Annotated in this window: 34 protein-coding genes and 1 pseudogene; 13 read left to right on the top strand and 22 right to left on the bottom strand. The window is 67.4% G+C overall.

Annotation, left to right across the window (positions count from 1 at the left end; genetic code table 11):
- Positions 1-91: 91 nt before the first annotated feature.
- The 5 genes from ACFVJ3_RS16910 to ACFVJ3_RS16890 all read right to left on the bottom strand — a co-directional run bounded on the left by ACFVJ3_RS16910 (position 92) and on the right by ACFVJ3_RS16890 (position 2,200).
- A complete protein-coding gene (locus ACFVJ3_RS16910) occupies positions 92-511 on the bottom strand; it encodes a phage holin family protein (protein ID WP_378453122.1) in 420 nt (139 codons plus the stop codon).
- A gap of 75 nt (positions 512-586) precedes the next feature.
- Positions 587-841, bottom strand: coding sequence for a DUF6328 family protein (locus ACFVJ3_RS16905; protein WP_378453121.1), 255 nt, complete (start codon positions 839-841; stop codon positions 587-589).
- Between the two features lie 162 nt (positions 842-1,003).
- The gene (locus tag ACFVJ3_RS16900; protein WP_009472647.1) at positions 1,004-1,282 is read right to left on the bottom strand and encodes a GlsB/YeaQ/YmgE family stress response membrane protein; all 279 of its coding nucleotides are present in this window, start codon (positions 1,280-1,282) and stop codon (positions 1,004-1,006) included.
- Positions 1,283-1,382: 100 nt separating this feature from the next.
- Complete coding sequence (locus ACFVJ3_RS16895) at positions 1,383-1,619, bottom strand: hypothetical protein (protein WP_005570747.1); 237 nt, start codon at positions 1,617-1,619, stop codon at positions 1,383-1,385.
- 41 nt (positions 1,620-1,660) lie between these two features.
- Positions 1,661-2,200: a Dps family protein gene (locus tag ACFVJ3_RS16890; protein ID WP_378453120.1), complete on the bottom strand. Its 540-nt coding sequence runs from the start codon at positions 2,198-2,200 to the stop codon at positions 1,661-1,663.
- Positions 2,201-2,680: 480 nt separating this feature from the next.
- On the opposite strand from ACFVJ3_RS16890, the gene ACFVJ3_RS16885 reads away from it, so the two are divergent.
- From ACFVJ3_RS16885 to ACFVJ3_RS16875, 3 genes are all read left to right on the top strand, one after another.
- The gene (locus ACFVJ3_RS16885; RefSeq protein ID WP_378453119.1) at positions 2,681-2,926 is read left to right on the top strand and encodes a cold-shock protein; all 246 of its coding nucleotides are present in this window, start codon (positions 2,681-2,683) and stop codon (positions 2,924-2,926) included.
- 144 nt (positions 2,927-3,070) lie between these two features.
- Positions 3,071-3,502: an ATP-binding protein gene (locus tag ACFVJ3_RS16880; protein WP_378453118.1), complete on the top strand. Its 432-nt coding sequence runs from the start codon at positions 3,071-3,073 to the stop codon at positions 3,500-3,502.
- Entirely contained in the window at positions 3,502-4,299 is a 798-nt protein-coding gene (locus ACFVJ3_RS16875; RefSeq protein ID WP_378453117.1) for a SigB/SigF/SigG family RNA polymerase sigma factor, read from the top strand. Before ACFVJ3_RS16880 ends, ACFVJ3_RS16875 begins: the two co-directional genes overlap by 1 nt.
- Before the next feature lie 10 nt (positions 4,300-4,309).
- Here ACFVJ3_RS16875 and ACFVJ3_RS16870 read toward each other — a convergent pair whose 3' ends face one another.
- On the bottom strand, positions 4,310-4,564 hold the full coding sequence (locus tag ACFVJ3_RS16870; RefSeq protein ID WP_037203835.1) for a hypothetical protein: 255 nt from the start codon (positions 4,562-4,564) through the stop codon (positions 4,310-4,312).
- A 103-nt stretch (positions 4,565-4,667) separates the two neighbouring features.
- On the opposite strand from ACFVJ3_RS16870, the gene ACFVJ3_RS16865 reads away from it, so the two are divergent.
- Complete coding sequence (locus tag ACFVJ3_RS16865) at positions 4,668-5,810, top strand: aromatic acid exporter family protein (RefSeq protein ID WP_378453116.1); 1,143 nt, start codon at positions 4,668-4,670, stop codon at positions 5,808-5,810.
- Between the two features lie 92 nt (positions 5,811-5,902).
- Entirely contained in the window at positions 5,903-6,160 is a 258-nt protein-coding gene (locus tag ACFVJ3_RS16860; RefSeq protein WP_378453115.1) for an ANTAR domain-containing protein, read from the top strand.
- 22 nt (positions 6,161-6,182) lie between these two features.
- On the opposite strand, the gene ACFVJ3_RS16855 is transcribed toward ACFVJ3_RS16860, so the two are convergent.
- The 3 genes from ACFVJ3_RS16855 to ACFVJ3_RS16845 all read right to left on the bottom strand — a co-directional run bounded on the left by ACFVJ3_RS16855 (position 6,183) and on the right by ACFVJ3_RS16845 (position 8,658).
- Positions 6,183-7,622, bottom strand: a complete 1,440-nt coding sequence (locus ACFVJ3_RS16855) for a trehalose-6-phosphate synthase (RefSeq protein ID WP_378453114.1) — start codon at positions 7,620-7,622, stop codon at positions 6,183-6,185.
- Complete coding sequence (locus tag ACFVJ3_RS16850) at positions 7,619-8,074, bottom strand: STAS domain-containing protein (protein WP_378453113.1); 456 nt, start codon at positions 8,072-8,074, stop codon at positions 7,619-7,621. Before ACFVJ3_RS16850 ends, ACFVJ3_RS16855 begins: the two co-directional genes overlap by 4 nt.
- A 368-nt stretch (positions 8,075-8,442) precedes the next feature.
- Positions 8,443-8,658, bottom strand: coding sequence for a CDGSH iron-sulfur domain-containing protein (locus ACFVJ3_RS16845; RefSeq protein ID WP_378453112.1), 216 nt, complete (start codon positions 8,656-8,658; stop codon positions 8,443-8,445).
- A gap of 24 nt (positions 8,659-8,682) precedes the next feature.
- Between ACFVJ3_RS16845 and ACFVJ3_RS16840 the strand changes: the two genes are divergently transcribed.
- Positions 8,683-9,729 (top strand): iron-containing redox enzyme family protein, encoded by a 1,047-nt coding sequence (locus ACFVJ3_RS16840; RefSeq protein ID WP_378453213.1) that lies wholly within the window; start codon positions 8,683-8,685, stop codon positions 9,727-9,729.
- 3 nt (positions 9,730-9,732) lie between these two features.
- Here ACFVJ3_RS16840 and ACFVJ3_RS16835 read toward each other — a convergent pair whose 3' ends face one another.
- The 3 genes from ACFVJ3_RS16835 to ACFVJ3_RS16825 all read right to left on the bottom strand — a co-directional run bounded on the left by ACFVJ3_RS16835 (position 9,733) and on the right by ACFVJ3_RS16825 (position 12,850).
- Positions 9,733-11,118 (bottom strand): wax ester/triacylglycerol synthase family O-acyltransferase, encoded by a 1,386-nt coding sequence (locus tag ACFVJ3_RS16835; protein ID WP_378453111.1) that lies wholly within the window; start codon positions 11,116-11,118, stop codon positions 9,733-9,735.
- Between the two features lie 119 nt (positions 11,119-11,237).
- Positions 11,238-12,404: an AI-2E family transporter gene (locus ACFVJ3_RS16830; protein ID WP_378453110.1), complete on the bottom strand. Its 1,167-nt coding sequence runs from the start codon at positions 12,402-12,404 to the stop codon at positions 11,238-11,240.
- On the bottom strand, positions 12,401-12,850 hold the full coding sequence (locus ACFVJ3_RS16825) for a DUF6292 family protein (RefSeq protein ID WP_378453109.1): 450 nt from the start codon (positions 12,848-12,850) through the stop codon (positions 12,401-12,403). The genes ACFVJ3_RS16830 and ACFVJ3_RS16825 overlap by 4 nt, the downstream gene beginning before the upstream one ends.
- 119 nt (positions 12,851-12,969) lie before the next feature.
- Here ACFVJ3_RS16825 and ACFVJ3_RS16820 point away from each other — a divergent pair, with 119 nt between their 5' ends.
- Positions 12,970-13,680 (top strand): enoyl-CoA hydratase/isomerase family protein, encoded by a 711-nt coding sequence (locus ACFVJ3_RS16820; protein WP_378453108.1) that lies wholly within the window; start codon positions 12,970-12,972, stop codon positions 13,678-13,680.
- A gap of 107 nt (positions 13,681-13,787) precedes the next feature.
- Positions 13,788-14,225 (top strand): cupredoxin domain-containing protein, encoded by a 438-nt coding sequence (locus tag ACFVJ3_RS16815; RefSeq protein WP_378453107.1) that lies wholly within the window; start codon positions 13,788-13,790, stop codon positions 14,223-14,225.
- 5 nt (positions 14,226-14,230) lie between these two features.
- Here the strand turns inward: ACFVJ3_RS16815 and ACFVJ3_RS16810 are convergent, their stop codons facing one another.
- The 4 genes and pseudogenes from ACFVJ3_RS16810 to ACFVJ3_RS16795 all read right to left on the bottom strand — a co-directional run bounded on the left by ACFVJ3_RS16810 (position 14,231) and on the right by ACFVJ3_RS16795 (position 17,486).
- Positions 14,231-14,683, bottom strand: a complete 453-nt coding sequence (locus ACFVJ3_RS16810) for a nitroreductase family deazaflavin-dependent oxidoreductase (protein WP_378453106.1) — start codon at positions 14,681-14,683, stop codon at positions 14,231-14,233.
- A 54-nt stretch (positions 14,684-14,737) separates the two neighbouring features.
- Positions 14,738-15,952, bottom strand: a complete 1,215-nt coding sequence (locus ACFVJ3_RS16805; RefSeq protein ID WP_378453105.1) for a MalY/PatB family protein — start codon at positions 15,950-15,952, stop codon at positions 14,738-14,740.
- Entirely contained in the window at positions 15,949-16,422 is a 474-nt protein-coding gene (locus tag ACFVJ3_RS16800; RefSeq protein WP_378453104.1) for a DinB family protein, read from the bottom strand. The genes ACFVJ3_RS16805 and ACFVJ3_RS16800 overlap by 4 nt, the downstream gene beginning before the upstream one ends.
- Before the next feature lie 33 nt (positions 16,423-16,455).
- Positions 16,456-17,486, bottom strand: a pseudogene (locus ACFVJ3_RS16795) (MFS transporter).
- A 158-nt stretch (positions 17,487-17,644) separates the two neighbouring features.
- Between ACFVJ3_RS16795 and ACFVJ3_RS16790 the strand changes: the two are divergent.
- Positions 17,645-17,803 carry a CGNR zinc finger domain-containing protein gene (locus ACFVJ3_RS16790; protein WP_378453103.1) on the top strand — a complete coding sequence of 53 codons (159 nt, stop codon included), beginning with the start codon at positions 17,645-17,647 and terminating at the stop codon, positions 17,801-17,803.
- 6 nt (positions 17,804-17,809) lie between these two features.
- On the opposite strand, the gene ACFVJ3_RS16785 is transcribed toward ACFVJ3_RS16790, so the two are convergent.
- Both ACFVJ3_RS16785 and ACFVJ3_RS16780 read right to left on the bottom strand, forming a co-directional pair.
- Positions 17,810-18,682: a DUF4436 family protein gene (locus ACFVJ3_RS16785; RefSeq protein WP_378453102.1), complete on the bottom strand. Its 873-nt coding sequence runs from the start codon at positions 18,680-18,682 to the stop codon at positions 17,810-17,812.
- A 13-nt stretch (positions 18,683-18,695) separates the two neighbouring features.
- Positions 18,696-19,856, bottom strand: coding sequence for a zinc-binding dehydrogenase (locus ACFVJ3_RS16780; protein ID WP_378453101.1), 1,161 nt, complete (start codon positions 19,854-19,856; stop codon positions 18,696-18,698).
- A gap of 123 nt (positions 19,857-19,979) precedes the next feature.
- Here ACFVJ3_RS16780 and ACFVJ3_RS16775 point away from each other — a divergent pair, with 123 nt between their 5' ends.
- A complete protein-coding gene (locus ACFVJ3_RS16775) occupies positions 19,980-20,516 on the top strand; it encodes a carboxymuconolactone decarboxylase family protein (RefSeq protein ID WP_378453100.1) in 537 nt (178 codons plus the stop codon).
- A gap of 92 nt (positions 20,517-20,608) precedes the next feature.
- Positions 20,609-21,433 carry a mycofactocin-coupled SDR family oxidoreductase gene (locus ACFVJ3_RS16770; protein WP_378453099.1) on the top strand — a complete coding sequence of 275 codons (825 nt, stop codon included), beginning with the start codon at positions 20,609-20,611 and terminating at the stop codon, positions 21,431-21,433.
- On the opposite strand, the gene ACFVJ3_RS16765 is transcribed toward ACFVJ3_RS16770, so the two are convergent.
- Together ACFVJ3_RS16765 and ACFVJ3_RS16760 are read right to left on the bottom strand one after the other, a co-directional pair.
- Positions 21,434-21,859: a hypothetical protein gene (locus ACFVJ3_RS16765; protein WP_378453098.1), complete on the bottom strand. Its 426-nt coding sequence runs from the start codon at positions 21,857-21,859 to the stop codon at positions 21,434-21,436.
- 157 nt (positions 21,860-22,016) lie between these two features.
- Entirely contained in the window at positions 22,017-23,498 is a 1,482-nt protein-coding gene (locus ACFVJ3_RS16760) for an MFS transporter (RefSeq protein ID WP_378453097.1), read from the bottom strand.
- Between the two features lie 250 nt (positions 23,499-23,748).
- Between ACFVJ3_RS16760 and ACFVJ3_RS16755 the strand changes: the two genes are divergently transcribed.
- A complete protein-coding gene (locus tag ACFVJ3_RS16755) occupies positions 23,749-24,456 on the top strand; it encodes a hypothetical protein (protein ID WP_378453096.1) in 708 nt (235 codons plus the stop codon).
- Here ACFVJ3_RS16755 and ACFVJ3_RS16750 read toward each other — a convergent pair.
- A complete protein-coding gene (locus tag ACFVJ3_RS16750; RefSeq protein WP_378453095.1) occupies positions 24,416-25,264 on the bottom strand; it encodes an alpha/beta fold hydrolase in 849 nt (282 codons plus the stop codon). The genes ACFVJ3_RS16755 and ACFVJ3_RS16750 overlap by 41 nt on opposite strands.
- 158 nt (positions 25,265-25,422) lie before the next feature.
- On the opposite strand from ACFVJ3_RS16750, the gene ACFVJ3_RS16745 reads away from it, so the two are divergent.
- Complete coding sequence (locus ACFVJ3_RS16745) at positions 25,423-26,169, top strand: response regulator transcription factor (RefSeq protein ID WP_378453094.1); 747 nt, start codon at positions 25,423-25,425, stop codon at positions 26,167-26,169.
- Here the strand turns inward: ACFVJ3_RS16745 and ACFVJ3_RS16740 are convergent.
- On the bottom strand, positions 26,145-26,684 hold the full coding sequence (locus ACFVJ3_RS16740) for an alpha/beta fold hydrolase (protein WP_378453093.1): 540 nt from the start codon (positions 26,682-26,684) through the stop codon (positions 26,145-26,147). The two genes, ACFVJ3_RS16745 and ACFVJ3_RS16740, sit on opposite strands and share 25 nt — an antisense overlap.
- Positions 26,685-26,807: the final 123 nt, after the last annotated feature.

Here is a 26,807-nt window from a genome sequence, read left to right as displayed (position 1 = left end):
ACTCTCCTTCAGTGGCTGTGGCTGTGGCTGTGCCGACGGCGCTTTCGCACGACGAGGAAGGCAACGACGAATGCGGTGACGAGCCCGGCGGTCATGGCACCGCGGGGTTGCTCACGAACCCTCGCGAGTTCGTGACGCGCTTCGGCTTTCGCGCGTGCGGGCACGTCCACTTTGCGGTGCAGCGCATCGACGGTGGACGCCAGCGCGGCTCGCGCTGGTCGACGGAATCTTCCGGTTGCGGCTGTGGGTCGGTCATCGAAGCCCTTCCTTCACGGTGTCGACGTCGGCGCGAACGCTGTTCGCCGTCCGCTCCAGAGACTCCCGCTCCGATCCCGAAGCGTGCTCCTTTGTCTTTCACTTCGGTGAGTGCGTGGGTCATCTCGGTCCGTACGAGTCCCGATACCTGTTCGGTGAGTCGTTCGACGAGTTGGACCGTCGGCAGCTCGTCGAGATCGTGTGCAGCGCTGGGCGGTTGGACCCGCGGGGCATCGGCGCGATGGATATCGGTCATGTCCGGCTCCTTCCTCGTCTCCGCTCCGCCTACCCGCGAGAGTTCCGGGCGAAACAGGATGCTCTCCCGCCGTGCTCATTGATCGGCGGATTCGCCAAACGCCACCACGCCGATCAGCGCCGGCGCGAGGGTGGCGATGCCGCAGGTTGCGAGGCGATGCGACGCAGCGACGAGATCCGGGAGCTCGTGCCGACGGACGAGCATGCGGAGCAGGCCGGCAGGTGCCACCGGGAGCATGGTCGACGTCACCGACAGTGCGACGATCGCCAGTTGGATGGCAACCTGGCTGTCCGAGAGGTCCTCGAACCGTTGCAGGGACGGCAACGCCAACAGGACCCGGTGCGTAGCTGCACGCCGGTCCTCGGCTGTCCATCCGTCACGAGTATCCGACTCCCGGTGTCGAGGGCACGATTTCGCGTGGGTACGGGGAGAGCGACGGAACCGGGCCTGCCCATCGTGAGATGGACAGGCCCGGTTCCGGGGTGCGGGGTACTAGCGTCGCCCGGCGGTGCTTCGCCCGGTCACGAGCTTGACCAGGAACAGGAGTATCACCGCGCCGAGTAGGCAGGTGAAGAAGCTGAACCACAGACCGCCGCCTTCGACATCGGTGCCGAAGAGGCGGAGGATGAAGCCGCCGAGGAGACCGCCGACGATTCCGACGACGATGTTGAGGATGATCCCCATCTGAGCGTCGGTCTTCATGATCTTGCTGCCGATCCACCCGGCGAGGCCGCCGATGATGATCCAGCCCAGAATTCCCAGTCCTAGCACGTATCAGTCCTTTCAGGGGAGAGTGGTGACCGGCGATGGTCGATTCCACTCGGAGAAGAGACGCTCGGTGCAGCCGGTCGTGATCCGGCCCGCACCCGTCTCACTGTTCGGCGCGCTGGCGTGCTTCCTGCGCTTCGGCCTTGCCTCGGGCCTTCTCCGCTTCGGCTTCCTTTGCGGCGGCCTCGCGTTGCGCCGCGGCTTTGTCCTGCTGCGCCTTGCCCTCGCGGGTGAGATCGTCCTGACCGGACACCGCACCCGCGGCTTCCTTCGCTTTACCCTTGACGTCTTCGACGACGCCCTTGACGGCCTCTGCCGGACCGCTGTTGTTCTCAGCCATGTTCGTCACCTTTCGGTTGTGGGTGGGAGATCTGCCAGTGCTCACCGCGCTTGCGCGGCTGCCTGCTTCTCGGAGTGCGCGCCGTCGTTGGAGAGGCTGCCGCCGGAGTTCTCGAGGTGGGCGCGGACGAACCACTGGAACTTCTCGAGTTCTCCGGTCTGCCCGATGAGAAGGTCCTCGGTGATCGGGTCGAGCTCGCCCGTCTCGGAGACGGCCTTGCGGTTGTCCTCGACGACACCGCTGTAGACGAGGTCGAGGGCACCGAGGTGCGCCTGCGCCGTGTCGCGCTTCACCGAGTAGTCATCCCAGGTGCGGTCGCGGGCGATCGCGGCCGGGGTGCCGTCGGGCGACTTCCCCAGCGCGGCGATGCGTTCGGCGACGGCGTCCGCGTAGCCACGCACCAGCTCGACCTGCGGGTCGATCATTTCGTGCACGCCGATGAAATTCGGACCCACCACGTTCCAGTGAACGTGCTTGAGCGTCAGATGAAGATCGTTGTATGCGCTGAGCCGCTTCTGAAGTATGTCGGCGACTCGCGCTCCCTGATCGTCGGAAAGACCTGGCACGGTGAACTTCGACATTCTCGGTCCTCTCTTTCGCTACTACCTGCCGGCGAAACTTCGAGGCATTGGGTGCCCCGCTCCGGTTGCGGGGAGACGAGGCGTCGGATGAACTCACCGCGTACCCGTGGTGAGAAGTCTCGAATCACCGGGACCCTGCCTCGCCGCAACTTGCGTTCGTGTCGAACAACGTTCCTGACTCGATCGCTGAAGTTCCGACAACCCGACCGTACTACAAAATCTATGTCGAGCAAATCAGATCTTCTGCGGGGTGCGAAGCGGATGCGTTGGGGCCGGCAGATCTCGATTGTGCAAACGCTGCGCCCGAATCGCCCCACACCCGAAAGCGAGGCATTACCTTCGGTCTGATTCGACCAGGGGTCGACCGTGCGCACGCCGAGGAGGAGCAATGCTCAACGTGGCCCTACTTGTGGTTCTGCTCGTTGCGAGTCTGTGGGGCGGCGCTGCGCTCCACGGACTGGCCGATAGAAGGGCGGCGCGATGAGCGCCGGGCACACGCTGCCGGCCCCGCAGTCGACGGCACTGCGGACGGGCACGGTGCGATGGTTCAACGCCGAACAGGGTTTCGGTTTCCTCGCCCCGGCCGACGGATCCGACGACATCTTCGTGCACGTCTCCGAAATCGCCGGAGACGGTCACCGCATTCTCGAGGAAGGTCAGCGCGTCAGCTTCGCCGTCTGCCGCACCGAGACCGGTAACCAGGCGCGCGACGTCCGGGTCGCCTGAGCCCACCGCATCGAGTTCGTCGAACCCGCAAGTCGGGACGCATTCGGCACACGCTCACACTTTCGTTCCGGCGGGTTGAGGGTCGCGGCAGCTGGGTACGCTGCCGAGAGTCGCAGAAACCGACGACAGAGACGTGGAGTGCAGATGGCCGAGGTCGACGAGGTTAGACGAATGAAAACGAGATCCGGTGTGCCCGTGGAGCTTCGTGTGGCGGCGGAGTTCGAACAGTTGCCTGTGGTGCGCGCCGTCGCGGAAACTCTCGCCGTTCTGGGAGACTTCACGCTCGACGACGTGGCCGATATCAAACTTGCCGTGGACGAGGTGTGTTCGGAACTGATCGCGGCTACGCCGGGAAGTGCCGAACTGACGTGTTCGTTCGCCGTCACGGAGACGGGGTTGCACGTGACGATCAGTGCACCCCTCAGCCGGGGCGGAGTGCCCAACCGGGAGAGCTTCGGCTGGCACGTGCTCGAGACGTTGATGAATGCGGTTTCGGTATCGGAGGGACCCGTCGGCAACGGGTCCGTCGAACGAACCGTGGCGGTGGAACTGGTCAAATACCGGGGCACCATCTAGTGTCACCGGTTTCGGAACGCAGTGAACGGCACCGTCCCGGCAGAGACGACTACAAGGACGTGGCGCCCACGGTTGCGCGCCTGCGAGCCTTGGACGAGGCGTCCGGGGAAGCGTCCGCGCTGCGCGACGAAGTCATCACACGCTGCCTTCCGCTCGCCGATCACATCGCCCGCCGGTTCGGTGGGCGCGGCGAGGCGCACGAGGATCTGCTGCAGGTCGCCCGGCTCGGGCTGGTCAAGGCCGTCGACCGTTTCGATCCGGACCGCGGTTTCGACTTCGTGTCCTACGCGGTGCCCACGATCATGGGCGAGGTTCGTCGGTACTTCCGCGACACCGGCTGGTCGATGCGAGTGCCCCGGCGTATGCAGGAACTCCACGCGCTGATCACCAAGGCCGTCGACGAACTGTCACAGGAACTGGGACGTTCGCCCTCGGCCAGTGAGATCGCCGCCGAACTCGAACTCGACGTCCGGGAAGTGTCCGAGGGCCTGCTCGCGAAGAATGCCTACCAAACCCTGTCGATGGATGCGGCCATGGGTGATGATCCCGACGACCTTCCCCTCGCCGAGACGCTCGGTGAGGAGGATCCGGAGCTCGCGAACGTAGAAAGTCACGCTGCCGTGCGGCCGGCGCTGGAGAAACTGCCGCCGCTCGAACGCCGCGTGCTGATGTTGCGGTTCTTCGGCTCGATGACCCAGACGGAAATCGCCCAGCGCGTGGGCGTCTCGCAGATGCAGGTCTCGCGTATTCTGGCGCGCACCCTGTCCGGACTGCGGGAGCAGCTGGGCGGCGGCTGATCACCCCGCGTCAGCCACCCAGCCCCGCGACGGTCGATTCGAGCGACGCGGCGTGGAACTCGAGATCGCTCTGCGAGCAGTCGCGGTCTTGCGGGAGCTGCTCGCGCAACTCGTCCCGGGTCACGATGACCAGGGACTGATGCTCGTCACCCAGTTCGCCTGAATCGACGATGGTGGGGGCGCCGCTCTGCAGGATCAGGGCGGGATCCGGCAGTGGCGAATCGAGGAGCGTTTGCAGGTGGGTCGCGGTCACGTGGGTGTTCATAGTGCCCGGCATACCCGGACGTGCCGCGTTCGAACCGCGCCGGTTGGAGCTGCCACGAGTCGGGCACACGGCACTTGTCGTTGCACGAAGGGAGAGAAGACTGTTGCACGTCACCGCACTCCGGCGCCTGCGCTCGTGGGTGGGGGACAGTCAGCGAAACATTGTGGTCGTGCAGTCGGTGAAGGCCGCGACCGCTGCCGTGCTCGCGTGGATTCTGGCCGAGCGCCTTCTCGGACTGCCGCAGCCGTTCCTCGCGCCCTACGCCGCGGTGTTCATGATCGAGGTGACGGTGTCGCGATCACTGAGGGTGGCCGGCGAACAACTCGCGGCGGTCTCGCTCGGGGTGACGCTGGCCGCGGTGGTCGGAATGTTGTTCGATTCGGTCACCGTCGGTGTCGGTGTGGCGGTCCTGACGGGTCTCCTGCTCGGCCGTTGGCGCCGGTTCGGTTCGAGCGGGGTGTGGGTGGCGGTCACCGCGCTGCTGATGGTGACGTACGGCGATTCCGATCAACCGGCGATGCTCGGCGACCGTATCCTGGCGATCGCGCTGGGTGCCGGAACCGGGGTGGCCGTGAACGCGCTGCTCCTGCCCCCGCTGTACCTGAGGCGGTCGGAGCGCGCACTGACGGGACTGGGTTCCTCCGCCACCGCGCTGTTGTGCGACGTCGCCCGGGAGTTGCGAGAACCGGGAACCGGCGGACATCCCGGTCGATGGGCCGAACGGTCGGCGAACGTGCGGGTGCAACTGGACGACGCCCTGGATGCCGTGGCCTGGACGGAGGAGAGTGCGCGAGCCAACGTGCGACGCGCCGCCGGTCCGGTCGCCGCCGGAAGGAAATGGGGACAGGCGGTTGTGGCATTGTCCGAGGGCTGGCCCCAGTGCACGGAGATCGTCCGCGCCACGTCGCTGGCGCTGGAACCGCAACCTCCGTTCGGTCCTCTCGACCCGGAGATCCGTGAGAGTGCGGCCACGTTCGTGGAAGCACTCGCAGACGTGGTCCGAGCCGAATTCGCCTTCGCCGACAGCAGCGACGCTCATGTCGCCGCCTGCCGGACGGCGGCGGAACGGCTCCGCAACTTCGAGGATGCTGTGTCCTCCCACTGCGGTCTGACCCGGGGTTCGTCGATGAGCGCCGGAAGCATCCTGCGGCCGTCCGCGGCGGCGCTGAGTCTGCTGACCGGGGAATCTCCCGCCTCGCCGTCCGGGGCGGGATCGGTGGACGAAGAAGGTCCCGGGGTCGAGTAACGTCTTCCGGACAGCGCGACGATCGCTGCCCAATTGGGCTCCTTGGCAACCGCGTTGGACGAGTTCAATCGCAATTCCGGTTCGCGGTGAAGATGAGCCTGTTGCTTCAGCGGGTCTGCGATCAGGAGTGCCCGCAGCGTGGAGTTGGCCAGGAACGAGGTCTCGGGCTCACGAGGGCCATGAAGACCCGCGCGGTCATCGAGCAGGCCAAGCGAATTGTGATGGCGCTGCGGGGAGTTTCCGTGGACCGGGCGTTCGAGATCCTCGTCGCGCAATCGCAGCAGGAGCACATCAGGTTGGCGGAGGTGGCGCACCGCATCGCCGAATCGGTGACGACGAATCCCGAGTGAACCGGGGCCGGGGACAGTGCGCTCAGTCCGCGACCGGAGAAAGCGCGCCGAGGAAGGACTGCGCCCACCGGTGCACGTCGTGGTCGAGCACCTGGCGGTGCAGCCGCGACATGCGCCGTCGTCCCGGCTCGCGCTCCGGGTCGAGCGCGGCCACGATGGTGTTCTTCACCCCGTCGAGGTCGTGCGGGTTCACCAGGTAGGCGCCCCGGAGTTCGGCGGCGGCACCGGCGAACTCGCTGAGCACCAGCGCACCGCCCAGGTCCGCCCGACAGGCGACGTACTCCTTCGCGACGAGATTCATCCCGTCACGCATCGGGGTGACGAGCATGACGTCGGCGGCCAGGAACAGCGCGATCAGCTCGCTGCGATCGACCGGCTGATAGAGGTAGTGCACGACGGGCCGGCCGATCTGACCGTGATCACCGTTGATGTGGCTGACCTGCTCCTCGATGGAGCTGCGCATCTTCATGTAGTGCTCGACGCGTTCGCGGCTCGGGGTGGCGAGCTGCACCATCACGGTGTCGGACGGATCGAGACGGCCCTCGTCGAGCAGTTCGCCGAGCGCTGAGAGCCGCATATCGATGCCCTTCGTGTAGTCGAGTCGGTCGACTCCGAGGAGGATCTTCCGAGGGTTCCCGAGCTCGCGGCGGATCTCGGCGGCCCGTTCGACGATGGCGGGATCGGTGGCCTGCTCGACCAGTTGCCGCGAGTCGACGGAAATGGGGAACGCGCCGACCTGCACGACCCGGTCGTCGAGTGTCACCCGGCCGAGTGCGCTGCGCACGCCGACGCCTGCGGTGGTGGTGTCGAGTCCCAGCAGCCTGCGCGCCAGGAACAGGAAATTGTTGGCGCCGCCGGGCAGGTGGAAGCCGATGAGGTCGGCCCCGAGCAGCCCCTCCACGATCTCCTTGCGCCACGGCAACTGCATGAACAGTTCGACGGGCGGGAAGGGGATGTGGAGGAAGAACCCGATGGTCAGGTCGGGGCGCATCTCCCGCAGCAGACGGGGCACCAGCTGCAGCTGGTAGTCCTGCACCCACACGGTCGCGCCCTCGGCCGCGGTGCGCGCGGTCTCTTCGGCGAAGTGGCGATTCACATCCAGGTACGAGTGCCACCAGTCCCGGTCGAAGACCGGTGCCACCAGCACGTCGTGGTACAGCGGCCACAGCGTCGCGTTCGAGAATCCTTCGTAGTACCGAGATACTTCGTCCGAACTCAGCTCCACCGGGTACAGGTCGATCCCACCGGAGAGGATCGGTTCGACCTTCGTGTCGGGCACCCCGGGCCAGCCAACCCAGGAACCGCGCTCCCGGTCGAGAAGGATCGGCTCCAGCGCTGTGACGAGGCCTCCCGGGCTCCGCTTCCAGCGTGTCGTCCCGTCGTCGAGTGTCTCCATGTCCACGGGCAGCCGGTTGGCGACCACCACGAAGTCGGACGTGCCGTGCGGAGCAGTGTCTTTCACGCCGAGCGCCCACCCTGGCGACTTCCCGCGGCGACCAGCCGGAAGGCAGCCTCGAGGTCGGCGCAGAAGGGGATCTGTGCGGCCATGTTCATGGCCGTCAACGGTCTGCGGAGAGCGTTGTTGCCGGTCACCGCCCACGGCACGGTGAGCCTGCGGGCGCGGGCGGCCATGATGTCGAGGATCGGCAGGGCAGACGCGCAGAAGAACTGCACGTCGGTCAGGTCGAGCACGAACGGAAGTCGTTCGTTGATCGCCTCGTCGAGGTGGTTCCCGAAGGTGTGGAGGGTGGTGACGTCGACGTCCCCGGATATCCGGACGACGAGGATCCCGCCGGCACCCGGTGCATTGTCGACGGAGAGCCGGCCGTGCTCGGGTTCGACGGCCCAGCTGAACAGCGTCGACTGCGCTGCAGGGTCGTAGCGTGTCGGCAGCGCACTGAGAACAGATTTCATGTCGTTTCCTCACGGTCGAGCGACGTAGGAGACAGGCACGAATTAGGCGCGTGAACCGTGCCCGTCCATTGCGGCTGGGGGCTCAACCGTGCAGGACTCTGACGTTACCCCATGGTGTCAATCGCGGGGGCCGCGCTTTTCGCCCCAGGTCCGCCGCCGACACCACGCCGTCGGGGTTTCCGGTTGTCCCACTGCACTTCTCGCCGTCGAATCGGGGGACGCAATCGCGGCGCGGCGTAGCTTTTCCGCGGATTGGGTAATCGGTGCGGATGGAAATCATCGCCATCGTGATCCTTGTCGGCGTCGTGACATTCGTGATCGCGCGCCGACGGACGCAGAATCGGAAGCAGTACTGATGCGGGACAGTCCTACGGGCGGCGCCGCTTCTTGTGCGAAGAGTCGCAGAAGGGGGCGATGCTCGTCCGCCCGCACCGGCACAACGCCACGGTGGCCCGGTCGTTGTCGATCGGGTTACCTTCGGTGTCGAGGATCCGCGCAGCACCACGCACCAGGAGTGGACCATCAGGGCAGACTGTGATCGTGACGTCGGATTCGTCGGTCCCGGCAATGGGAATGGAGTTCATATGACTACCTTGCACTCTCGGTCGATGTCGGACACGGCGGCGCAGTCTGGGACGTCCATGCCCTTTCCGAAGCCGCGCGGTCCCGTCAGCGATCTCCTGTTCTCCATTCTGCGCGCAGACGGTGCCGATGCCGAACCGTTCGTGGCGGCGGCACGCTCCCTCGCCTCGTCGGCGCGCGACAGTCCACGGGCGTTCCTCTTCGAGGAGGACGCGCAGATCTGCCTGACCGCTCTCTACGAACTGCACCTGCAGGGGATCACCGGTGTCGGCGACGAGTGGGAATGGAACAGCGACCTGATCGCCGCCCGGTCGGTGCTCGAGGTTCCGTTCGACGCCGCGATCCGTGACGTCGCGGACGCGCCGACCGGCGCCGACGACGTGGTGGCGGCGCTGTGGGCGATGACCGCCCCCAGCACGGCGCCGGGGCTGTCCGGTCACATGGCCCACGACGCGGATCTCACCCAGTTCCGTGAACTGCTGATCCACCGTTCCCTGAATCAGTTGCGTGAGGCCGACGTGCACACGCTCGGCATCCCGCGGCTCGCGGGCGCACCGAAAGCGGCGCTGGTGGAGGTGCAGTCCGACGAGTACGGCGGCGGCAGGCCCGAGCGGATGCACTCGGCGCTGTTCGCGACCACGATGCGTGAACTCGGGTTGTGCGACGACTACGCGCACTACATCGACGAGGTGCCAGCCGTGACGCTGGCGTCCCTGAACGCGCTGTCCCTGTTCGGCGTGCACCGCAGCCGTCTCGGGGCCCTGGTGGGGCACCTGTGCGCGGTGGAGACCACGTCCGCGTTGCCGAGTAAGAAATACGCCGCCGGACTGCGCCGCCTCGGATTCGGGAAGGCGGCCACCCTGTTCTTCGACGAGCACGTGGAGGCCGACTCCGTGCACGAACAGATCGTCTGCCGCGACCTCGCCGGCGGAATGGTCGCGGCACGGCCCGCAGTGGCCGACGACATCCTGCTGGGAGCCGCGGCCTGCCTCGCCTTCGACGACCTCGTCGGTGACCACGTCACACGGTGCTGGGAGGAGAATCGCACGTCACTGCGGCAGCCGCCCGGTTGAGGGTCAGGAGCCGGACGCGGCGACCGCGTGCTCGAGATCGCTGAGCGACGTCTCCAGGTGCGTGATGATCCGTTGGAGATGCGGGACGGCGTGCCGGTCGCCCACGACGCCGACGTCGAGCTGACCGGACCGGCTGGTGAGGGTGATGCTCAACGCCTGACCTCCGAGGACCGTCGGCGCCGGATACACCGCGTCGAGGCGGGCGCCGTTCCAGTACCGCGGCCTCGACGGGCCCGGCATGTACGAGATCATCACATTGAACGGCGGGGGAGTGTCGTCGACGAACCGGCGGACCGGTTCGAGCAGGATCGGGCTGATCGCCAGCGCGCTCATCAGCTGGAACTGGGTGTGGCTCAGCGCGCCGAACACACGGTTGGTGTGCTCGACCGACTCGCTGATCCGGGCGAGGCGTGCCGCCGGATCCGCTTCGTCGGTGGCCAGGCCGACGACCATTGCACCGACGCCGTGGTCGCGGCCGCGCGGTCCGATCATCGTGCCGCCGAGGTCGAGGGGCACGGGCAGCATCGCCGTCAGCGGGGCTTCGGGCAGCGCGTACTGCTCGAGGAGATACCGGCGCAGCGCCCCCGAACACATCGCGAGCACCACCGCGTTGATCGTGGTGCGGGCCGCGGTGGCCACCGACACCAGGCGCCGGATCGGCCACGACCGTGCCGCCAGTTTCCGTGCCCGGCCGACCGGAACGTTGAGCATCGTGGGCGGTGACTGCAGGGGAAGCGTCAGATGCTGCTCGCGGACGCCGTCGTAGGCGACCTTCGCGAGCGCAGGCACCACCCCGACGATGCTGGTGGCGGCCCGCACCCCCGCCCGGACCACCGCGACCGGCAACGCGGATTCCCGCCGCGACGTGCCGGCGACCCCGGGCGTCCACGGTGCGGGGCAGTCGCGGGCGTCGGGGTCGGTCGACAGGGCGTGATGGAGGAGCCGCAGTCCGGCCGGTCCGTCCATCAGCGACAGGTGAATCTTCGAGAACACGGCCGTCCGTCCGTCGGCGAGCCCCTCGATGACGTGCATCTCCCACATCGGGTGCTGCGGATCGAGCGGCATGCCGTGCATCTGCGACACCAGCGACAGCAGGTCCTCCATCCGGCCGCGGCCCGGGACCGCCGTGTGCCGGACGTGATAGCCGAGATCGATGCGGTCGTCGAACGACCACCAGGGGTAACTGGCGCCGCGCAGCGGGCGGACGGCGCGCCGGCGGAACGTGTCCGACGCACCCTCGTGCGAGATCAACGCCTCGAACATGGCCCGGGCGTGATCGGGCCCCGACTCGCGGGGCGGTTCGAACAGTTCGAGCGCACCCACGTGCATGGGATGCGACGGCGTCTCGAACAGCACGAACATCGCCTCGGTGGGACTCATCACCGACATCCAGCGCCTCTTTCTCATGCTCGGGACACGGCCCGAGCATGCCCCGGCGCATCCCACGTCTCCAGGGTAAGCAGAACACGGAAACTTCTTCCGCAAGGCCGTTTTCGTGCCCCGCCTGCTCAGCCGCGGTCGAGCTGTGGAAACACCGTCTCACGGGCGAGGAGCAGAACGGCGGCGGCGACGGGTATCGCGAGCAGCGCCCCGACGATCCCCAGCAGTGCGCCGCCGACGAGGACGGCGACGACGGTGACCATCGGGGGCACCTTGACGGTTCGGCCGATGATGCGGGGAACGAGAAGATAGTCCTCGAACAGGCGGAGGGCGATGAAGAAGACGATGGTGGCCAGTGACACCGGCAGGGACACGGTGAGGGCGACCAGCGCCACCACGACACCGGCGAGGGTGGATCCGATCACCGGAATCAGATCCAGCACGGCGACCAGGACGGCCAGCAGCAACGGGTAGGGGACGTCGAAGGCGACCAGCCACACGAACGTGAGGACGGCGGTGATCAGCGAGATCAGGAGATTTCCCAGTACGTATCCGCCGACCTTCGCGAAGATTTCGTCGCCGATCAGAATTGTGCGTGGTCGCCGCGAGCTCGGGGCCAGGCGATAGATCGACGACCGGATGTGTGCGAAGTCGGCCAGGAAATAGGCGGTGAGCACGACCACGATCACGGTGCCGCTGATGGCGCTGAACACGAACTTGCCCGCACCCACGATCCCGCCGACCACCATCGGCACGTTGCCCGCATCGAGTGCCCGGCGCAGTTCGTCCTGCAGGTGGAAGCGGGTGCTGAGTTCCCCCAGTACCGGGTAGCGCTGTTCGAGGTGCCCCAGGTAGTCCGGGGCGTTGTGCACGAGTGCGCCGCCCTGCGTCACCATCGGCGGGATCGCCGCGGCCAGGAACCCCGCCAGCACGGCGAACGCCAGGACGAAAACCGTTGCGACCGCGGCCCATCGGGGAAATTTGTGCCGCACCAACCAGGACACGGCGGGTTCGAGACCGATCGCGAGGAATGCGGCGACGGCGATGAGGACCAGCACCCCGCGGGCCGCGAGAACGACCTCGATCAGGGCGTACGTGACGGCGACACCGGCGGCCCCGGCCATCCCGATGAGGAACGGGGACCGACGATCGAACCGCGGTCCGGGCTTCCCGAGCGGATGCGCCGCCGTACTGATGCGCGCCGCGCCCTCCTCCGCGGCGATGATCGGCTGCTCCTCCGCGGGGGAATGCGGTTGGGCCACGTTGTCGTCGTGGCCCCCGGCGACACTGCTCACGGCCGTCTGACGACTCTGTCCCGCCGTCCGCTGGCGGCGGTGTCCCGACCGATGCGGGGACACCGATCCGCGGGGGTCGACGTGTCGGTCGCGGCGGCCGGCGCGCTCGGCAACGCGGGTGTCGAGCGGCAATAGTCGTCGATCAACTCCACCGCACGTTCCGCGCACACGGCGGGCGACGGCATCCGCCCGACACCGAGGCCGTCGATCACGATGACACTGCGGCGGCCCAGCCCTTCGACGCCGAGCGACCAGCCGAAGGTCCGGTTCCACGCCAGCACCGCGTTGCGTCCCGGCAGATAGTGCAACCGGAGCGGCAGAACGAGGACGACTTCGATGCCGTCGCTGTCCCACCAGTCGATGGAATCGGCGTGAACGCTACCGGCCACCGTGTGGATGTAGTCCCGAACGGTGCGGGTGTCGGCAATGCCTGTTCCGCTCTTCATCGTCCACCGCCTCAGCTGCTAGACGATCGACATACCCTGCCCCGCGACAGTTGAAACTTCACCCACCGAGGTGTGTGCTCGAGCGGCGCGACGCGCCCGTCTCCGGGTAGCCTCGCCGCATGCCTTACGTGGAGCGCTCGGGAGATGTGTTCGTCCTGTACTTCGGCGAGGAGGGGGAACCCGACAGCGAGAACGCCTTCCACCCGGATTGGATCGACAGGGTCGACGCCCTCCTCGATCAGGTCGAACAGCACGACGGTCCCGCCGCACTGGTGACGACGGGACTCGGCAAGTTCTACTCCACCGGTCTCGACACCGCCTGGGTCGTCGCCAACACCGACAAGCTGAACTCCTACATCGACCGTGTGCAGGCCCTGTTCGCGCGGATCCTCACCTTCCCCCTGCCGACCGTGGCCGCGCTGACCGGGCACACCTTCGGCGGCGGCGCCATCCTCGCAGCGGCCCACGATCACCGGGTGATGCGTGAGGACCGCGGCTACTTCTGCCTGCCGGGCATCACCATCGGGGCGAGCTACGCGCCGGGCAGCATCGCGCTGCTCGCGGCCCGCCTGCCCGCGCGGGCCGTGCACACCGCCCTGGTGACCGGCCGTCGGTACGGCGGCGTCGCGGCGAGCGAACTCGGGTTCGTCGACGAGGTCGCCCCCGAGCAGCAGGTGCTCGCCAGGGCCGTCGAACACGCGCAGGGGCTCGTCGCGACCCGCGGACGCACACTGGGTGAGATCAAGTCCTCCCTCTACGCGGACGCCGTCGCCTCGCTCCGCACTCCGGTGGCGAACCTCGAGTCGCAGGAGGCGCTGAACGACGGCTGACGAGTCACCAGGTGCTTCGAGGGGTGTCTGGCGTGAAAACGGGTACTACTCCCGCGAGGAGCGGGGCGTCGGGCATCCGTTCTCACCGTCATCCGGAGGCGACCACCATGAAACGCGTTCTGACACTTGTCCTGCCGATCCTGCTGGCCGTCTTTGCGCTGGCCGCGTGTGGAGGCGACGGTGACGACTCGTCGGGTTCGGCGGAATCGGCGACCGGCGGGGACCATTCCATGTCCGGCATGCCGTCGATGTCCATGTCGATGCCGATGTCCATGCCTGCGGGGGCGGATCAGCCCGGCGGGCGGGAGATCGTGATCTCCGATTTCAAGTACACCCTGCCCGGCACGTTCGCGCCGGGAGAACAGGTCACCGTCCGCAACGACGACACCGCCGAACACACGGTGACGGCCGACACCGGCGACCTGTTCGACGTGGAGGTCGAACCGGGTGCGACCGCGACGTTCACCGTCCCCGGCCAGCCGGGCACGTTCGCGTTCCACTGCACCTATCACCCGAACATGGTGGGCACGCTCGAGGTTCGGTGACCCCGTCAGTCGAGCGGCTCGATGCGGAAGACCTCGCACCGGTCCGCGGCGGCCGCGAACGCCTCCGGGGAGGAGTTCGCGACCGTCCCGGCCTTCAGGAACATCGTGACCCCGTGCGGCACCCGGGTCGGGAATTCGCGGAGGATCCGGCCCCGCTCCGACACCGGCAGCGCGACCAGTCGGACACGCTCGCGACGACGTCCCCGAGTCAGCTCACCGCGCCCGGCGGCCCGGGCGTTCTTCGCCCAATCCGATTCGGCGTATCCCGCGACGACGTAGCGCCGGCCGTCCACCTCGTACGGTGAGACGGGGGTCGACCGGGGTACGCCCGTCTTCCGGCCGGGTACGGTGAGCGCCGGCATCGGCATCGGAACGCCCAGGCGATGCAGGCCCACGATCACCTTGTTGACGTGGGCGAGATACCAGGGCGGCAGCACTCTTCCGGTCCGGCGCACCATGTCCTCGACTATTCCGAACGCGGCGCTCTCGTGGCAACCACCTCCATCGGTCCTCTACGTCAGACTGCAGGGGTCGAGTTCGGTAGTGAGAGCGAGGGTGATTCCGGACAGCACCCGGTCGAGCAGGGCCTCCGAGGTGGCGAAATTGATCCGGATGAACCGGTCCCCGGCCCTTCCGAAGGGCACACCGCCGTCGACGAGCACGTGCCCGGCGCGGCGGATGCGGTCGATCGGATCGTCCACCGGCAGCGCCGAGACGTTCACCCAGCTGAGGTACGTGGCCTCGGGCGTGTGGTGGCGGACCTCGGGCAGCGCCCGGGTCAGGACGTCGTGGACCCGTGCGCGATTGCGGTAGAGGACCCGTATGAGGGTGTCCTGCCACGCCTGCCCGTGCTGCCATGCGGCGAGTGATCCGACGACCCCGAGAACCGACACCGCGCCGTAGAGGTCGGGGGGTTCGTTGTCCCGGACCGCCAACAGGTCCGTGGGACCGTAGTGCACCACCGCACAGCGCAAACCGGCGAGGTTGAATGCCTTCCCGGCGGACGTGACCGTGACGGTCCGCGAGGCGGCGTCCTCGCTGATCGAGGCGAACGGGATGTGCCGGTGCGGTTCGTAGATCAGTTCGGCGTGGATCTCGTCGCTGATCACCAGCAGGTCGTACCGTTCGGCGAGTTCGGCGATGCGCTCGAGTTCGCCGCGCGTGTGCACTCGACCCGTCGGATTGTGCGGATTGACGAGGACGAGCACCTTGGGACGATTCCGTGCCAGGGTCCGCTCGAACTCGTCGAAGTCGAGCGCCCACCCGTTCCCGGTGTCGACGAAGGGGAATTCGACGGTGCGCCGCCCCATCGTTTCGATCGTCGCCAGGAACGGTGGATAGTTCGGGGTCTGAATGACCACCGCATCCCCGGGTCGGGTGCCGAGACGAAGGATCAGCTGCAGTGCCTGGATCAGATCGGTCTGCTCCCGCACGTCGGCGGGGTCGATCTGCCAGCCGTAGCGGTCGGACATCCGCCGGGCGAACTCGGCACGCAAGGGCGTGCCGCCCAACCAGTTCGGGTAGCCGAGGTCGCCGCGGTCGATGACGTCCTTCAGTGCATCGCGGATCTCCGGGGCGACGGGAAAGTCCATGTCGGCGACCCACGACGGGAGTGCCCCGGCTTCGACAGCGCGCGCCCATTTCACCCCGGTGCGCCGGGACAGGGCACCGAGGTCGAGGTCGTCGAATCCCGGGAACAGGGGGTGGGGTGTCGTCGAGGTAGTCACAGTGCTGCTTCCACTCGTATGGTCGACAGGGCGTCGCGGGAAACCTCGACCTGTCCGTGATGTTGGGCGAGTTCTTCGAGAACGTGGAGGAGGATCCCGTTCGGGGTCAGTTGGCGGCTCGGCCCCTCGTAGTCGGCCGGTGGGGTATTCGTCAGCGGCGCATCGGGGTCGAAGCCCGCGAGGTCCTTGTGCAGGTTCGCCCGCAGGGCGGTGATCGTGCGGGTGAGGTCGGCGATGGTTCCCCGGGCGGTGAACTCCGATTCACGGTCCCGGTTGCTCTCGCGGCCGCCGATCAGGTGCCCGATCCAATACTCGGCCACCTCGGTGCAGTGGTAGGTGATGGCCCAGGGGGAGTTCGCGCCGTCGAAGGGTGGTGCCTGATTGGCGCGCTCGTCGCCGAGTTCGCCGAGAACGGCGAGCATGCCGTCGAAGGCGCGGTCGAGGAAGTACAGGTATTCGTCGGTGTTCACGGGATTCGCTTTCGTGGTGGGATGTGCGGAGGGTCAGTGAATCTGTTCGAGGACAGTGTCTTTCGTTTCGGGAAGGCGGGTGAGCACGATCAGCGCACCGATCGCGAACAGGACCGCGCTGGTGGAGAAGACCAGGCCGGTGCCGCCGAAGCCCAGCAGGAAGGGGACCGCGATGGGGCCGAAGACCGAACCTAGCCGGCCCAGGGCGGTGGCGGAGCCGATTCCCGCGCCGCGGCTGCGGGTCGGGAACAGTTCGGGGGTGTAGGCGAAGATCGAGGAGAACATGCCGAAGAAGAAGAACTGCAGGAACGATCCGGCGAGGATCAGCTCGAACGTGCCCGAACTCTGGCCGTAGAAGAAGGCGGCGATGCCGGACCCGATGGTGTACCCGGCCAGGCAGTAGCGCCGTCCGAGCCGCTCGATCAGGTACGCGGCCGACAGGAATCTGGGGATTCCCCACAGGGCCATGACGAGGACGAACCCGATGCTCTTGGTGACGTCGAGGCCGTTGTCGGTCAGGAGCTTGCCGATCCAGGTCGTCAGCCCGTAGTAGCCGGTCATCAGGCAAAACCACACTGCCCATACCGTCAGGGTGCGCGCTTTGTGTTCGGGAAGGACGAGTGCGCGGAAGCCGCCCCGTCCGGTGTTTTCACCCTGTGCGCCGCGCACGGGCTGGGGGTCGGGTAGTGGCCGTCCGGTCGCGTCACGCACTGCGCTTTCGATGGAGGCGCGGGTGCGTTCCGCTGCGGCTGTGTGCCCCCGGGAGACCTGCCACCGGGGTGACTCCGGCAGGTTGCGCCGAATGATCAGTGCGACCACGGCCAGGGCCGCCGGCATGAGAAAGAATCCGCGCCAACCGAAGGTGGAGGCGACCAGGAGGTAGGACACGGCGCCGGCGGTGATGAATCCGATCGGCCAGCACCCTCGAGCAGGGCGGCGTAGCGCCCGCGCTTCGACGAGGGCATGAATTCGGCGAGGATCGCCGCGGCCACCGGGAACTCCGCTCCCATGCCGACACCGAGCAGGAATCGGAAGGTGAGCAGGGATTCGAAGTTCCAGGACAAGGCGAGTCCGATGCTCGCCAGGCCCCAGGCGACGATGCTGTACTTGAAGACCCACCCTCACCCTCACCCGCGAGGGCGACACGACCAGCACCGGCACACCCGGCAACGCACTGAGCCTCCTCGCCCGGGACACCATCGATCTGATCGGCTCCCCGGCGATGGCGAAGGTGAAGGAGTGCTCGAACCCGGACTGCACCCGGCTGTTCGTCGATCTCTCCCGCGGCTTCTCGCGCCGCTGGTGCGGAATGGCGGAGTGCGGCAACCGGATCAAGGCCGCAGACTACCGCCGCCGCAAGAAATTGCAGGGCATCGAGTAGCTGCACTCAGGGCTGGGCGGGCGCGTCGCTGTCGCGCCACCAGCAGAACACGAACAGGGCCAGCGACGCGACGAGTGTGGAGACCACCCACACCGTGAGGGCGATGTCGACCCACGACCCGATCGGCGGGCTTCCCGGCAGGATTCCGCGCAACGGCACGACGGCGAACAGCATCGCCGCCATCCAGCCCAGCATGTCGGTGTTGACGGCACGTCTGCGGCGGAACGTCTGCAGCGCGACGAAGGCGGCGAGCCCCGCCAGGATCGTCATCATCAGCAGCAGGATTCCGGCGTAGATCAGGTTCCCGCCCGTGCGCGCGAACGTCAACGCGGCACCGGTGCCGTTCCGGGAGAGGTCCGTATCGACCGCCACCGCTTCGGCGCGCGCCTTCCACCCGTCCACCCGGCCGTCCAGCAGCAGGGCCGTGGGCACCAGTTCACGGTCGGCGCCGAGCCCCTGGTACGCCTCCACCACCATCGGGTTCACCTCGAACCGGTCGAACGGCCAGTAGGCCGCGTTGCCGGTGGCGATGAACTCGGTGTCGAACGTCGTGGGCGCGGCGCCCGCACGGAAGACGATCTCCTCGTGACCGGTGCTCGGGAGGAGCAGCAGGGTGATGTCCCGGTTCAACGTGTCGCCGTTGGCGTGGAGGAAATCCTCACCTGCTTTGATCGTCACCTCGGCCTGCACCCGGTCGGTCGTCGGCTGCAGCGACTTCGCCGTGACGAGGACCACGACCTCGTCGCTACCGACCTCGAACGGTGCGTCGTCGTCGCCGGTGCGGCTGCTCAACCCGTACACGATGAGCGACGCGGCGTAGATCAGCGCGAGGAGAAGCGCCGGCACGGCCCACTGGAGCCGGGGATGGTGGGATGTCATGGGCGTCGGCGAATCACAGCGACGCGGAGGTGTTCTCGGGGTCGATCAGGATCTTCGCGTGCACCTCGGGGTTGCCGAGTGCGGTGAACGCGGATTCGACACCGGCCAGTCCGACCGTTCCGGTGATCAGCGGCGTCGGATCGACCTTTCCGTCGGCGAGCATGTGGAGCGTGTCGCGGAATTCACGGGGGTCGTAGGCGATGGCGAAGCGCAGGTCGATCTCCTTGTTGATCGCCAGTGCGGGCCGGAAGGTGTCGGTCTCCATGCAGACCCCGACCACGACGACACGTGACCGCAGCGGGGCGCCTGCCAGAATGCCGTCGATGACCCCGGGCATGCCGACACACTCGAAGACGACCGGCCCGGACGGTGTCGCGCCCACCGCGTCGGCGAGGGCGAAGGCGTGCCACCACGGCAGCTTCGGGATGCGACGCAGCTTCTCCATTGTGTCCAGTCCGAGGCCGAGCACCTCCGTGATCGAGGTCGTCTCCCTGCGTCGCGGATAGGACGTCCACGGCGACGCCGCGGCAGGGTCGACCACGACGTCGGCACCGCATTGCCGGGCGAGCTCCCGCCGGCGGGTGGAGAAGTCGGCGGCCACCACGGTGCGGACACCGGACGCCTTCAGCATGCTGATCACGGCGAGACCGATCGGGCCGCATCCGATGACGATCGCGGTGCGGCGCTTGCCGACGTCACCCTTCCGCACCGCGTGCCACGCCACCGCCATCGGCTCGGTCAGTGCGGCCTTCTCCGCCGACAGCCCGTTGGGCACCGGCAGGGTCATCGACTCCTGCACCACCACCTGTTCCGCGTAGCCGCCCGGCGCCGAGGCCGACAGCCCGGTCAGGTGGATGTCCGACCGGGTGCGGACGATCGGCAACGCAACCACCGCAGTACCCACCGGCCAACGCTTCCGGCAGCCGGGCCCGTAGCCGGCAATGGTGCCGCTGAACTCGTGCCCGAGCACGACTCGCTGGTGGGAACGCATGAAGTCGCGGTAGCCGGTCTCGGCCGCCAGTTCCGCCATCTCGTCGGCGTGCACGCGGGCGTGCAGGTCCGAGCCGCAGATCCCGCACCGCGACACATCGATCAACACCTGACCCCTCGCCGGGATCGGAGCCGGGATCTCACCCACCTCCAGGCGAGTCTCGGTGCAGATGACAGCCTTCATGCTGACTCCTCGGGGTGCGGTGGGCCTCCGCTCCGAACGTAGAACACTCCCGTCGCCGAGACACCACGATTGCCGAATGGCCGCAGGGTTGTCCCGTCCCCGCGATGGGTGTAGACCGACAGCATGAGCGTCATCGGTCAGATGGACTCGTTTCGTCGTGTCTTTCCCACCGCCCGCCGCAACCGGGCAGACCTGTTGCGCTGGTTGCGGCGCCGGCCGCAGCTGCTCGCCGCCGTCGGGTTCCACGAGTTCGCGCTCGCGACGAGCGCCAGGGTCGACCCCCGCCTCAAAGCGCTCGGCGAGATCAAGGCGGCCGCGCTGACCAACTGCGAGTACTGCCTCGATATCGGATCGGCGTTCAGCCGCGCACTCGGAGTGAGTGACGCCCAGTTGCGCGCCCTCCCGAAATTTCGTGAGAGCAGCGAATTCGACGACACCGAGAAGCTGGTGCTGGAGTTCGCCGAGGCCATCACCCGCACGCCCGCGCACATCGGCGAGGACCTGCGGCGCTCGCTGCTCGCCGAGTTCTCCGAGGCGCAACTGACCGAACTCGCCGCGGCCATCGCCTGGGAGAACCACCGCGGACGTCTCAATCAGGCGCTCGGTGTCCGGCCCTCGGGTTTCTCCGACAGCGACTTCTGCGTCGTGCCCGAGCAGTAGCCCGCGATGAGTTCGCGGACGCGCGGAAGTCGATATCTGTGAAGACGTCCGGAGGGGCGTCCGCCGCATCACCGACTGAGAGGTCCGCGCTCATGACAGCTCCGCTCGAAGGCAAGGTCGCATTCATCACAGGAGCCGCACGTGGGCAGGGCCGCAGTCATGCGGTGCGTCTGGCGCAGGACGGGGCGGACGTCATCGCCGTCGACATCTGCGGGCCGATCGACTCGGTCGCCTACCCCATGGCGACGCCGGAGGACCTGAAGCAGACGAAGGCGCAGGTGGAGGCGCTCGGCCGCCGGATCGTCGGCATCGAAGCCGACGTGCGCGACGCCGCCGCGATGCGCGCGGCAGTTGCCGAGGGGGTCTCCGAGCTCGGTCCGATCGACATCGTGCTCGCCAATGCCGGAATCGGGATGATGTCGGACGACGCGGGCGAGGAGGAGGCGTTCCGCGACCAACTCGAGGTCAACCTGTTCGGCGTGTGGAACACCGTGCAGGCGGCGGCGCCCGGGATGATCGAACGCGGGCGCGGCGGCGCGGTGGTGCTGACCGGTTCGACTCTCGGTCTGGTCGGGCGCGGGGGCAACGGCCGCGGCGGGTCCGACGGCTACTGCGCGAGCAAGCACGCCGTCGTCGGACTGCGACGGACGTGGGCGCACTGGCTGGCCCCCTACGACATTCGGGTCAATTCGGTGCATCCTGCGGGTGCGAACACACCGATGGTGATGAACGATGCGGTGGCCGCACTGTTCGCCGACGCCCCCGCGTCCAGTGGCGCGGACGTCGGCAACCTCCTGAATGTGGGCCTGATCGAGGCCGAGGACGTCAGCAACGCCATCGCCTGGCTGGTGTCCGACCAGGCGCGGTACGTCACCGGCGTCGCGCTTCCCGTCGACGCCGGATTCACCGCCAGATAGTCAACGGCAGCGGGAACGGGACAACCCATCGAGCACGAAGCCCAATCCGATGCCGAGCATCCACACGTCCTTGGCGACGGCGATGCCGTTCTCGTTGGGCCAGATGCTGCCGGGGTTACGCAGAGCGGGTGTCCTCGCGTACATGGCCACGAGGCCCCCGGAGAACCCGGTGAGCGCCGCCCCGGCCACGGCGGAGGGCACGAACGGCGCGAGTAGCGCTGCGCCCGTGCCTATCTCGGCGACCGAGAGCAACTTGATGAATCGGTCCGGCGGAATCGCGTTCAGGAACGGGAACGCTCCCGCCGCCATACCGTGAACGCCCTGGGCGGTCTGCTCGTCCGCCGACCATTTCTGTATCCCCGTATGGAGGATGAAACCCCCGGTCGCGATGCGTGCGGGAAGGTCGCCGAGTGTGGTCAGTCGCATGGTGGTCTCCTGTCGTCGGGTCGAACCAGAGAACTGTTCCTCTCCTCAGCCTCCCACTCGGTCGACGGCCGGGAGCGGTTTCGACGGAGCGGGAGCGCATCGTGGTCGTCGCCGCGACCCTTCTGAGTCGCGGCGACGACGGTGTGCGATCGGCGGCTCAGTGGGCGAGGACGACGGCCCCGTCCGTGTCGGCCGCGACCGCGGACCCCACACCGGGTGCGCTCAGCTGCGAAATCCGGCGGGGCAACGCGAGGGCCACGACCGCGCCCAGCAGTGCCGAGGTAGCGCCGATCACGAACGCGATCGTGATGCCGGTGTCCGTGTAGAAGACCGCACCTTGCATGACGGTCGCGATGTGCGAGTTCAACACGGAGAAGGCGATCACCGGAAGGATGGCGGGCAGGATGCTCTGGAACACCGCCACCATGCTCGCCGTCGTCGCCTGCAACTGCGGCGGCACCGCGGCGATGAGCAGGTTCGGGATGGAGGCGTACCCCATGCCCATCCCCACACCGAGGAGTGCGGCGAAGCCGATCAGGAGTGCCTTGTCGTCGTGGATCATCGCCGTGAGCAGGCAGGCGGAGGCCATCACGAGCATGCCCACGATCATCAGGATCCGCGGGCGGACGCTGCGGGGCACCAGGGTTCCGACGATCAGTCCGCCGATCACCACCGCGCCACCCAGCGGTGCCTGGAAGATGGCGAATCCCTCTGCGCTGATGCCGAATCCGTAGCCGAGCCCCAGGATCGCCGGGGTCATGCACATCATCGGGAGCATGATCGTGAACACCGCGGACGTGCCGTAGCAGAATCCCGCGCCGAGCGCCGTCAGAAACACCGGCCGCTTACTGAAGAACCGGATGTCGATCAGCGGGTCCGCGAGCAGGCGGGCGGACACGATCCACGCCACCAGCAGGGCGGCACCGCCGGCGATGAATCCGATCGTCGACCCCGACGTCCAGCCCCAGGAGGGCCCGAAGCTCACACCGACGAGGATGCCGGCGAGTCCGGCGCCGAGGAGCGCCGCACCGATCAGGTCGATGCGGGAACGCAGACGCACGGACGATTCGCCGGTCGTCGCCCGGATCAGGACACTGAGGACCACCAGACCGGCCAGGAAGAACCAGAAGATGCTCCGGAAGCCGAAATTATCGATCAGCCAGCCGGTGAAGAACGGTGCGGGGATCGCGATGAGCCCCATACCGCTCGTGGCGATGCTGACCGCCAACGCCACCGTCCGGGTGGGAAAGACGTCGCGGATGAGCGAATAACTCAGGAACAGGCACGGCACTAGCAGACCGGTCAGGGCGCGGCCGGCGATCAGCACCGCGTACGTCGGTGCGATCGCCGAGATCAGCGACCCGACCGCCGACAGGCCCACGGCCGTCAGGAGGAGCTTGCGTTTGCCGTGCGTGTCGGCGAGTTTGCCGATCAGCGGGCAGGTGATCGCTCCCACCAGCAGGAACGACGTGAGCAACCACGCGCCCTGCGTCGTCTGGTAGTGGGTGACGATCTGCGGCAACGCGATCGAGATCATCATGTAGCTGACCGCGAGCATCTCCAGCAGCAACACGATCGAGGCGAGCGAGAAGATCAGGCGGGGCGTCCATCGCTCGGTAGTCGCGTGGGTGACCATCATCGGGTCCTTTCGAATACCTGCACGGGAACTCGTGGCGGCGCCGCGGCACTGCGGCGGGCCCGAGCCGGGCGGTAGGGGTGGGTGGTCACATTCGGTGGTCGAAGTCTCGTGAATGTGTAATTGACATCACAGTTCTCGGGGATGCGGCACGCCATGCAGCGTTCCGCCCAGCGGGAAACCGACCGGCGAGTGTTTCGCCGGTTGACCCGAATCGGTGAATCCCGATCGCTGCTCGAGCGAGGATTGACTCATGGCCGAAACGCAGCGCGCGAAGGAGGTCCGCCGGCTGAGAACGCCACGCTCGGCGGCCGTCGCGGGGATCGTCTTCGCCGTGCTGTTCGCAACCAGCCTCGTTCTTTTGCGGACCGCGCTGCCGGCGGACCCGTTCGACGAGACCCCCTGGGTGGGGAGCGGCGAGACGCGGATCAAGACGGCCCTCATACTTGCTCCGTTCGCGGGGATCGCCTTCCTCTGGTTCATCGGCGTCATCCGCGACCGTCTCGGCGAACTCGAGGACCGATTCTTCGCGACAGTGTTCCTCGGCAGCGGATTGCTGTTTCTCGCGATGGGTTTCGTCTCGATGGGGGTGGCGGGCGGCGTACTCGCCATTGCCCGCCACTCGGGCAGCTCCGCGAACGAGATCGTCTACTTCGGCCGCGAGATCATGCTGCAGATCAACCATGTCTACGCGCTGCGTATGGCCGCGGTGTTCATGATCTCGCTGGGGACGATCTGGCTGCGGACCGGCCTGATGCCACGATGGCTCGTCGTGACCACGTATCTGCTGGCCCTGGCTCTGCTGGTGATCGTCGACTTCAGCCTGTGGTCGACGTTGGCGTTCCCGGCGTGGGTGCTGCTGATCAGCGTCTACATCCTCGTCACCGGACGCCGCGTGGGCGCCGACGCCGACCGATCGCTCAGGCTCGCGCCGGCGTCGTGGAGACGAAGTCGTCGATGATGTCGACCACCGCGGCGGGATCCTCGAGGTGGGGATAGTGCCCGACACCGTCGAGGACGGCGAGTCGGCTCCCGGGGATCGCCTCGTGCGCCGCATATCCGTGCGCGACCGGGATGATGCCGTCGGAATCGCCCCAGATCAGTTGCGTCGGGAGACCCTCGTTCAGGTACAGGCGGCTCAGCGCGCTCACCGCCTGCCCCCGATGGTCGACAACCGCGCGGAGCGTCCGCAGAAACGCCTGCCGGGTGTCCGAATCGGACAGTGACGAGTAGGCGTTCCACATCTCGTCGCCGCGCACCGAGTGGACCCCGACCGCCGCCAGCCAGCCACGGACCTTGTTGCCGACGTCACGAACCGCGGCGGGCGCCACCAACGGCAGGAGGAACTCGGACCCCGGCGCCGCCAGCAACCGCAGGGTCCAGTTCACGTCCGGTCCGAGTCCGCCGCTGCCGATGAGGACCAGTCGGCCGCACAGTTCGGGATGCTGATAGCTGAACTGCATCGCCACCCCTCCGCCGAGCGATTGACCGATCACGGTCACCCGTTCGATGTCCAGTTCTTGCAGTAGGTCGCGTAGCCACGCCGCGAACGCGCCCAGCGAGTAGTCGCCGCGAGGCTTGGCGGAATCACCGTGGCCGGGCAGGTCCGGCGCCAGGACCCGGTACCGCTGCACCAACTGGGGGAGAACCGCACGCCACGTCGCGGAACTTCCCGCCATCCCGTGGACGAGCAGCAGTGTCTCGCCCTCACCGCTCATCCGGTATGCGACTGCGTCCCCGTGCAGTGCGAGGTGCTGGAGTTGGGACATACAACGACCTCCCGATCGGGTGGTGTAGTGGTCTCCTCGGTAACGATAGGGGAGTTTCGCTCGATATCGTCATCGACTGCGGCGTGGGAACTTGATCTCAGCACCCGGTTGATCTAGCTGGCACACCAACGCGAGGCTCGAAAACAGGAGGAACCCGCATGAATTCTGTGTCGAGCCCGGTCATCGCTCGTCCGCGTCTCCTGCTGATCGACGCCGACGTGGAGAGATCCCTCGTCGATCGCCTTCGGGATGCGGGCTTCTTCGTCACGAGAACCTATGCGGAACCGGTGCGGTCGCGGATCGAACCTCCCGACGTGGTGATCGTCGACGCGCGATCACCACACCTCGACGCCGACACCACGGTGCGGGCCTTGAAAGCGATGCGATTCGCGCTCGCCATCGTGGTGATCGGCACCTTCCGTTCCGGCAACCGTCGCAGCGACCTCCTCGAGGCCGGCGCCGACGACGTGATGGAGATGCCGGTCGGGGCGGACGAGCTCGTCGCACGGCTCCGCGCGATCCTCCGGCGGGTGAAACCCGAGGTGCCGGCACGGGCGGCCGCCGGCGCACAGGACGTCTGCCTGTGCGAGGAGCCTCACGAACCCGACCACGACGGGCTGCGCACCACACTGACCAGGACGGAATTCGTCCTCTTCACCGTGCTCGCGCAGAATGTCGACCGAGTCGTCACCCGCCGCGACCTCATGCTCATGGTGTGGGGTGTGACGGTCGAATCGAAGACGAACGTCCTCAACGCCTACGTCTGCTCCCTGCGGCGGAAGCTGGTGGCCGTCGGATCGCCGTACGTCGTCCACACCGTGCGCGGCGTCGGATTCGCACTCGGCGAGGTCGAACGTCCGGGGAGTATCGATCCCGTCCGTCAGGTACCCGTCGCCGCCTCGTGACACCGACCCGGCGGCGCGAAGAATTCGAGCGCGCGTTCGAGCACGACATCCGGCCTTTCGTCGACGAGGAAGTGTGAGGCGCCGTCGACGAACTCGACACCGAAGTCGTCGGTGTGCTCCTCGAATCCGCCGAGGAATTCCGGGCGCATGATGGGGTCCTCGGCGCCGATGAGCACCCGGGTGGGGGTGCCGAGCCGGCTGCGCCTGTACGCGCCGGTCATGATCCGCGCGGCCTGACGCATGATGAAGCAGCGGTAGAGGACGGACGCCGCGTCGGCGCGGGCCGGTTCGCGCAGCTGTCCGGCGAAGAGCGCGATGTCGTGCTCCGACCAGGTGTTCCGGTTCGTGGTGAAACTCCGCAATAGGTGGTGGGTCAGCCGTTGACGTCCCCGGCCGAGGAGGCGTGGACCGAGGAACGGTGCGGCGATCACGGGCTCGAACCAGCCGTGCCGTGCGATCGTCAGCAGCAGCCGTGGATCGAGCCGGATGAACGGGTGGGGGACACCGAGGCTCACGTACTTCCGGACACGGTGGGGCGCGCTCAGCTTGTTATTTAACCTGGTTGGGTTTCACTTTTTGGCTCCGTGATGTCGATTTTCGTGCGTTTCCCGACGTGATGGTGCTGGGCGGGGCGGCGG

Source organism: Rhodococcus sp. NPDC127593 (genome assembly GCF_042671975.1).
GTDB lineage: Bacteria > Actinomycetota > Actinomycetes > Mycobacteriales > Mycobacteriaceae > Rhodococcus_F.
The sequence above is the reverse complement of the archived record's forward strand: the minus strand, read 5'-3'. Positions and strand labels throughout refer to the sequence as shown.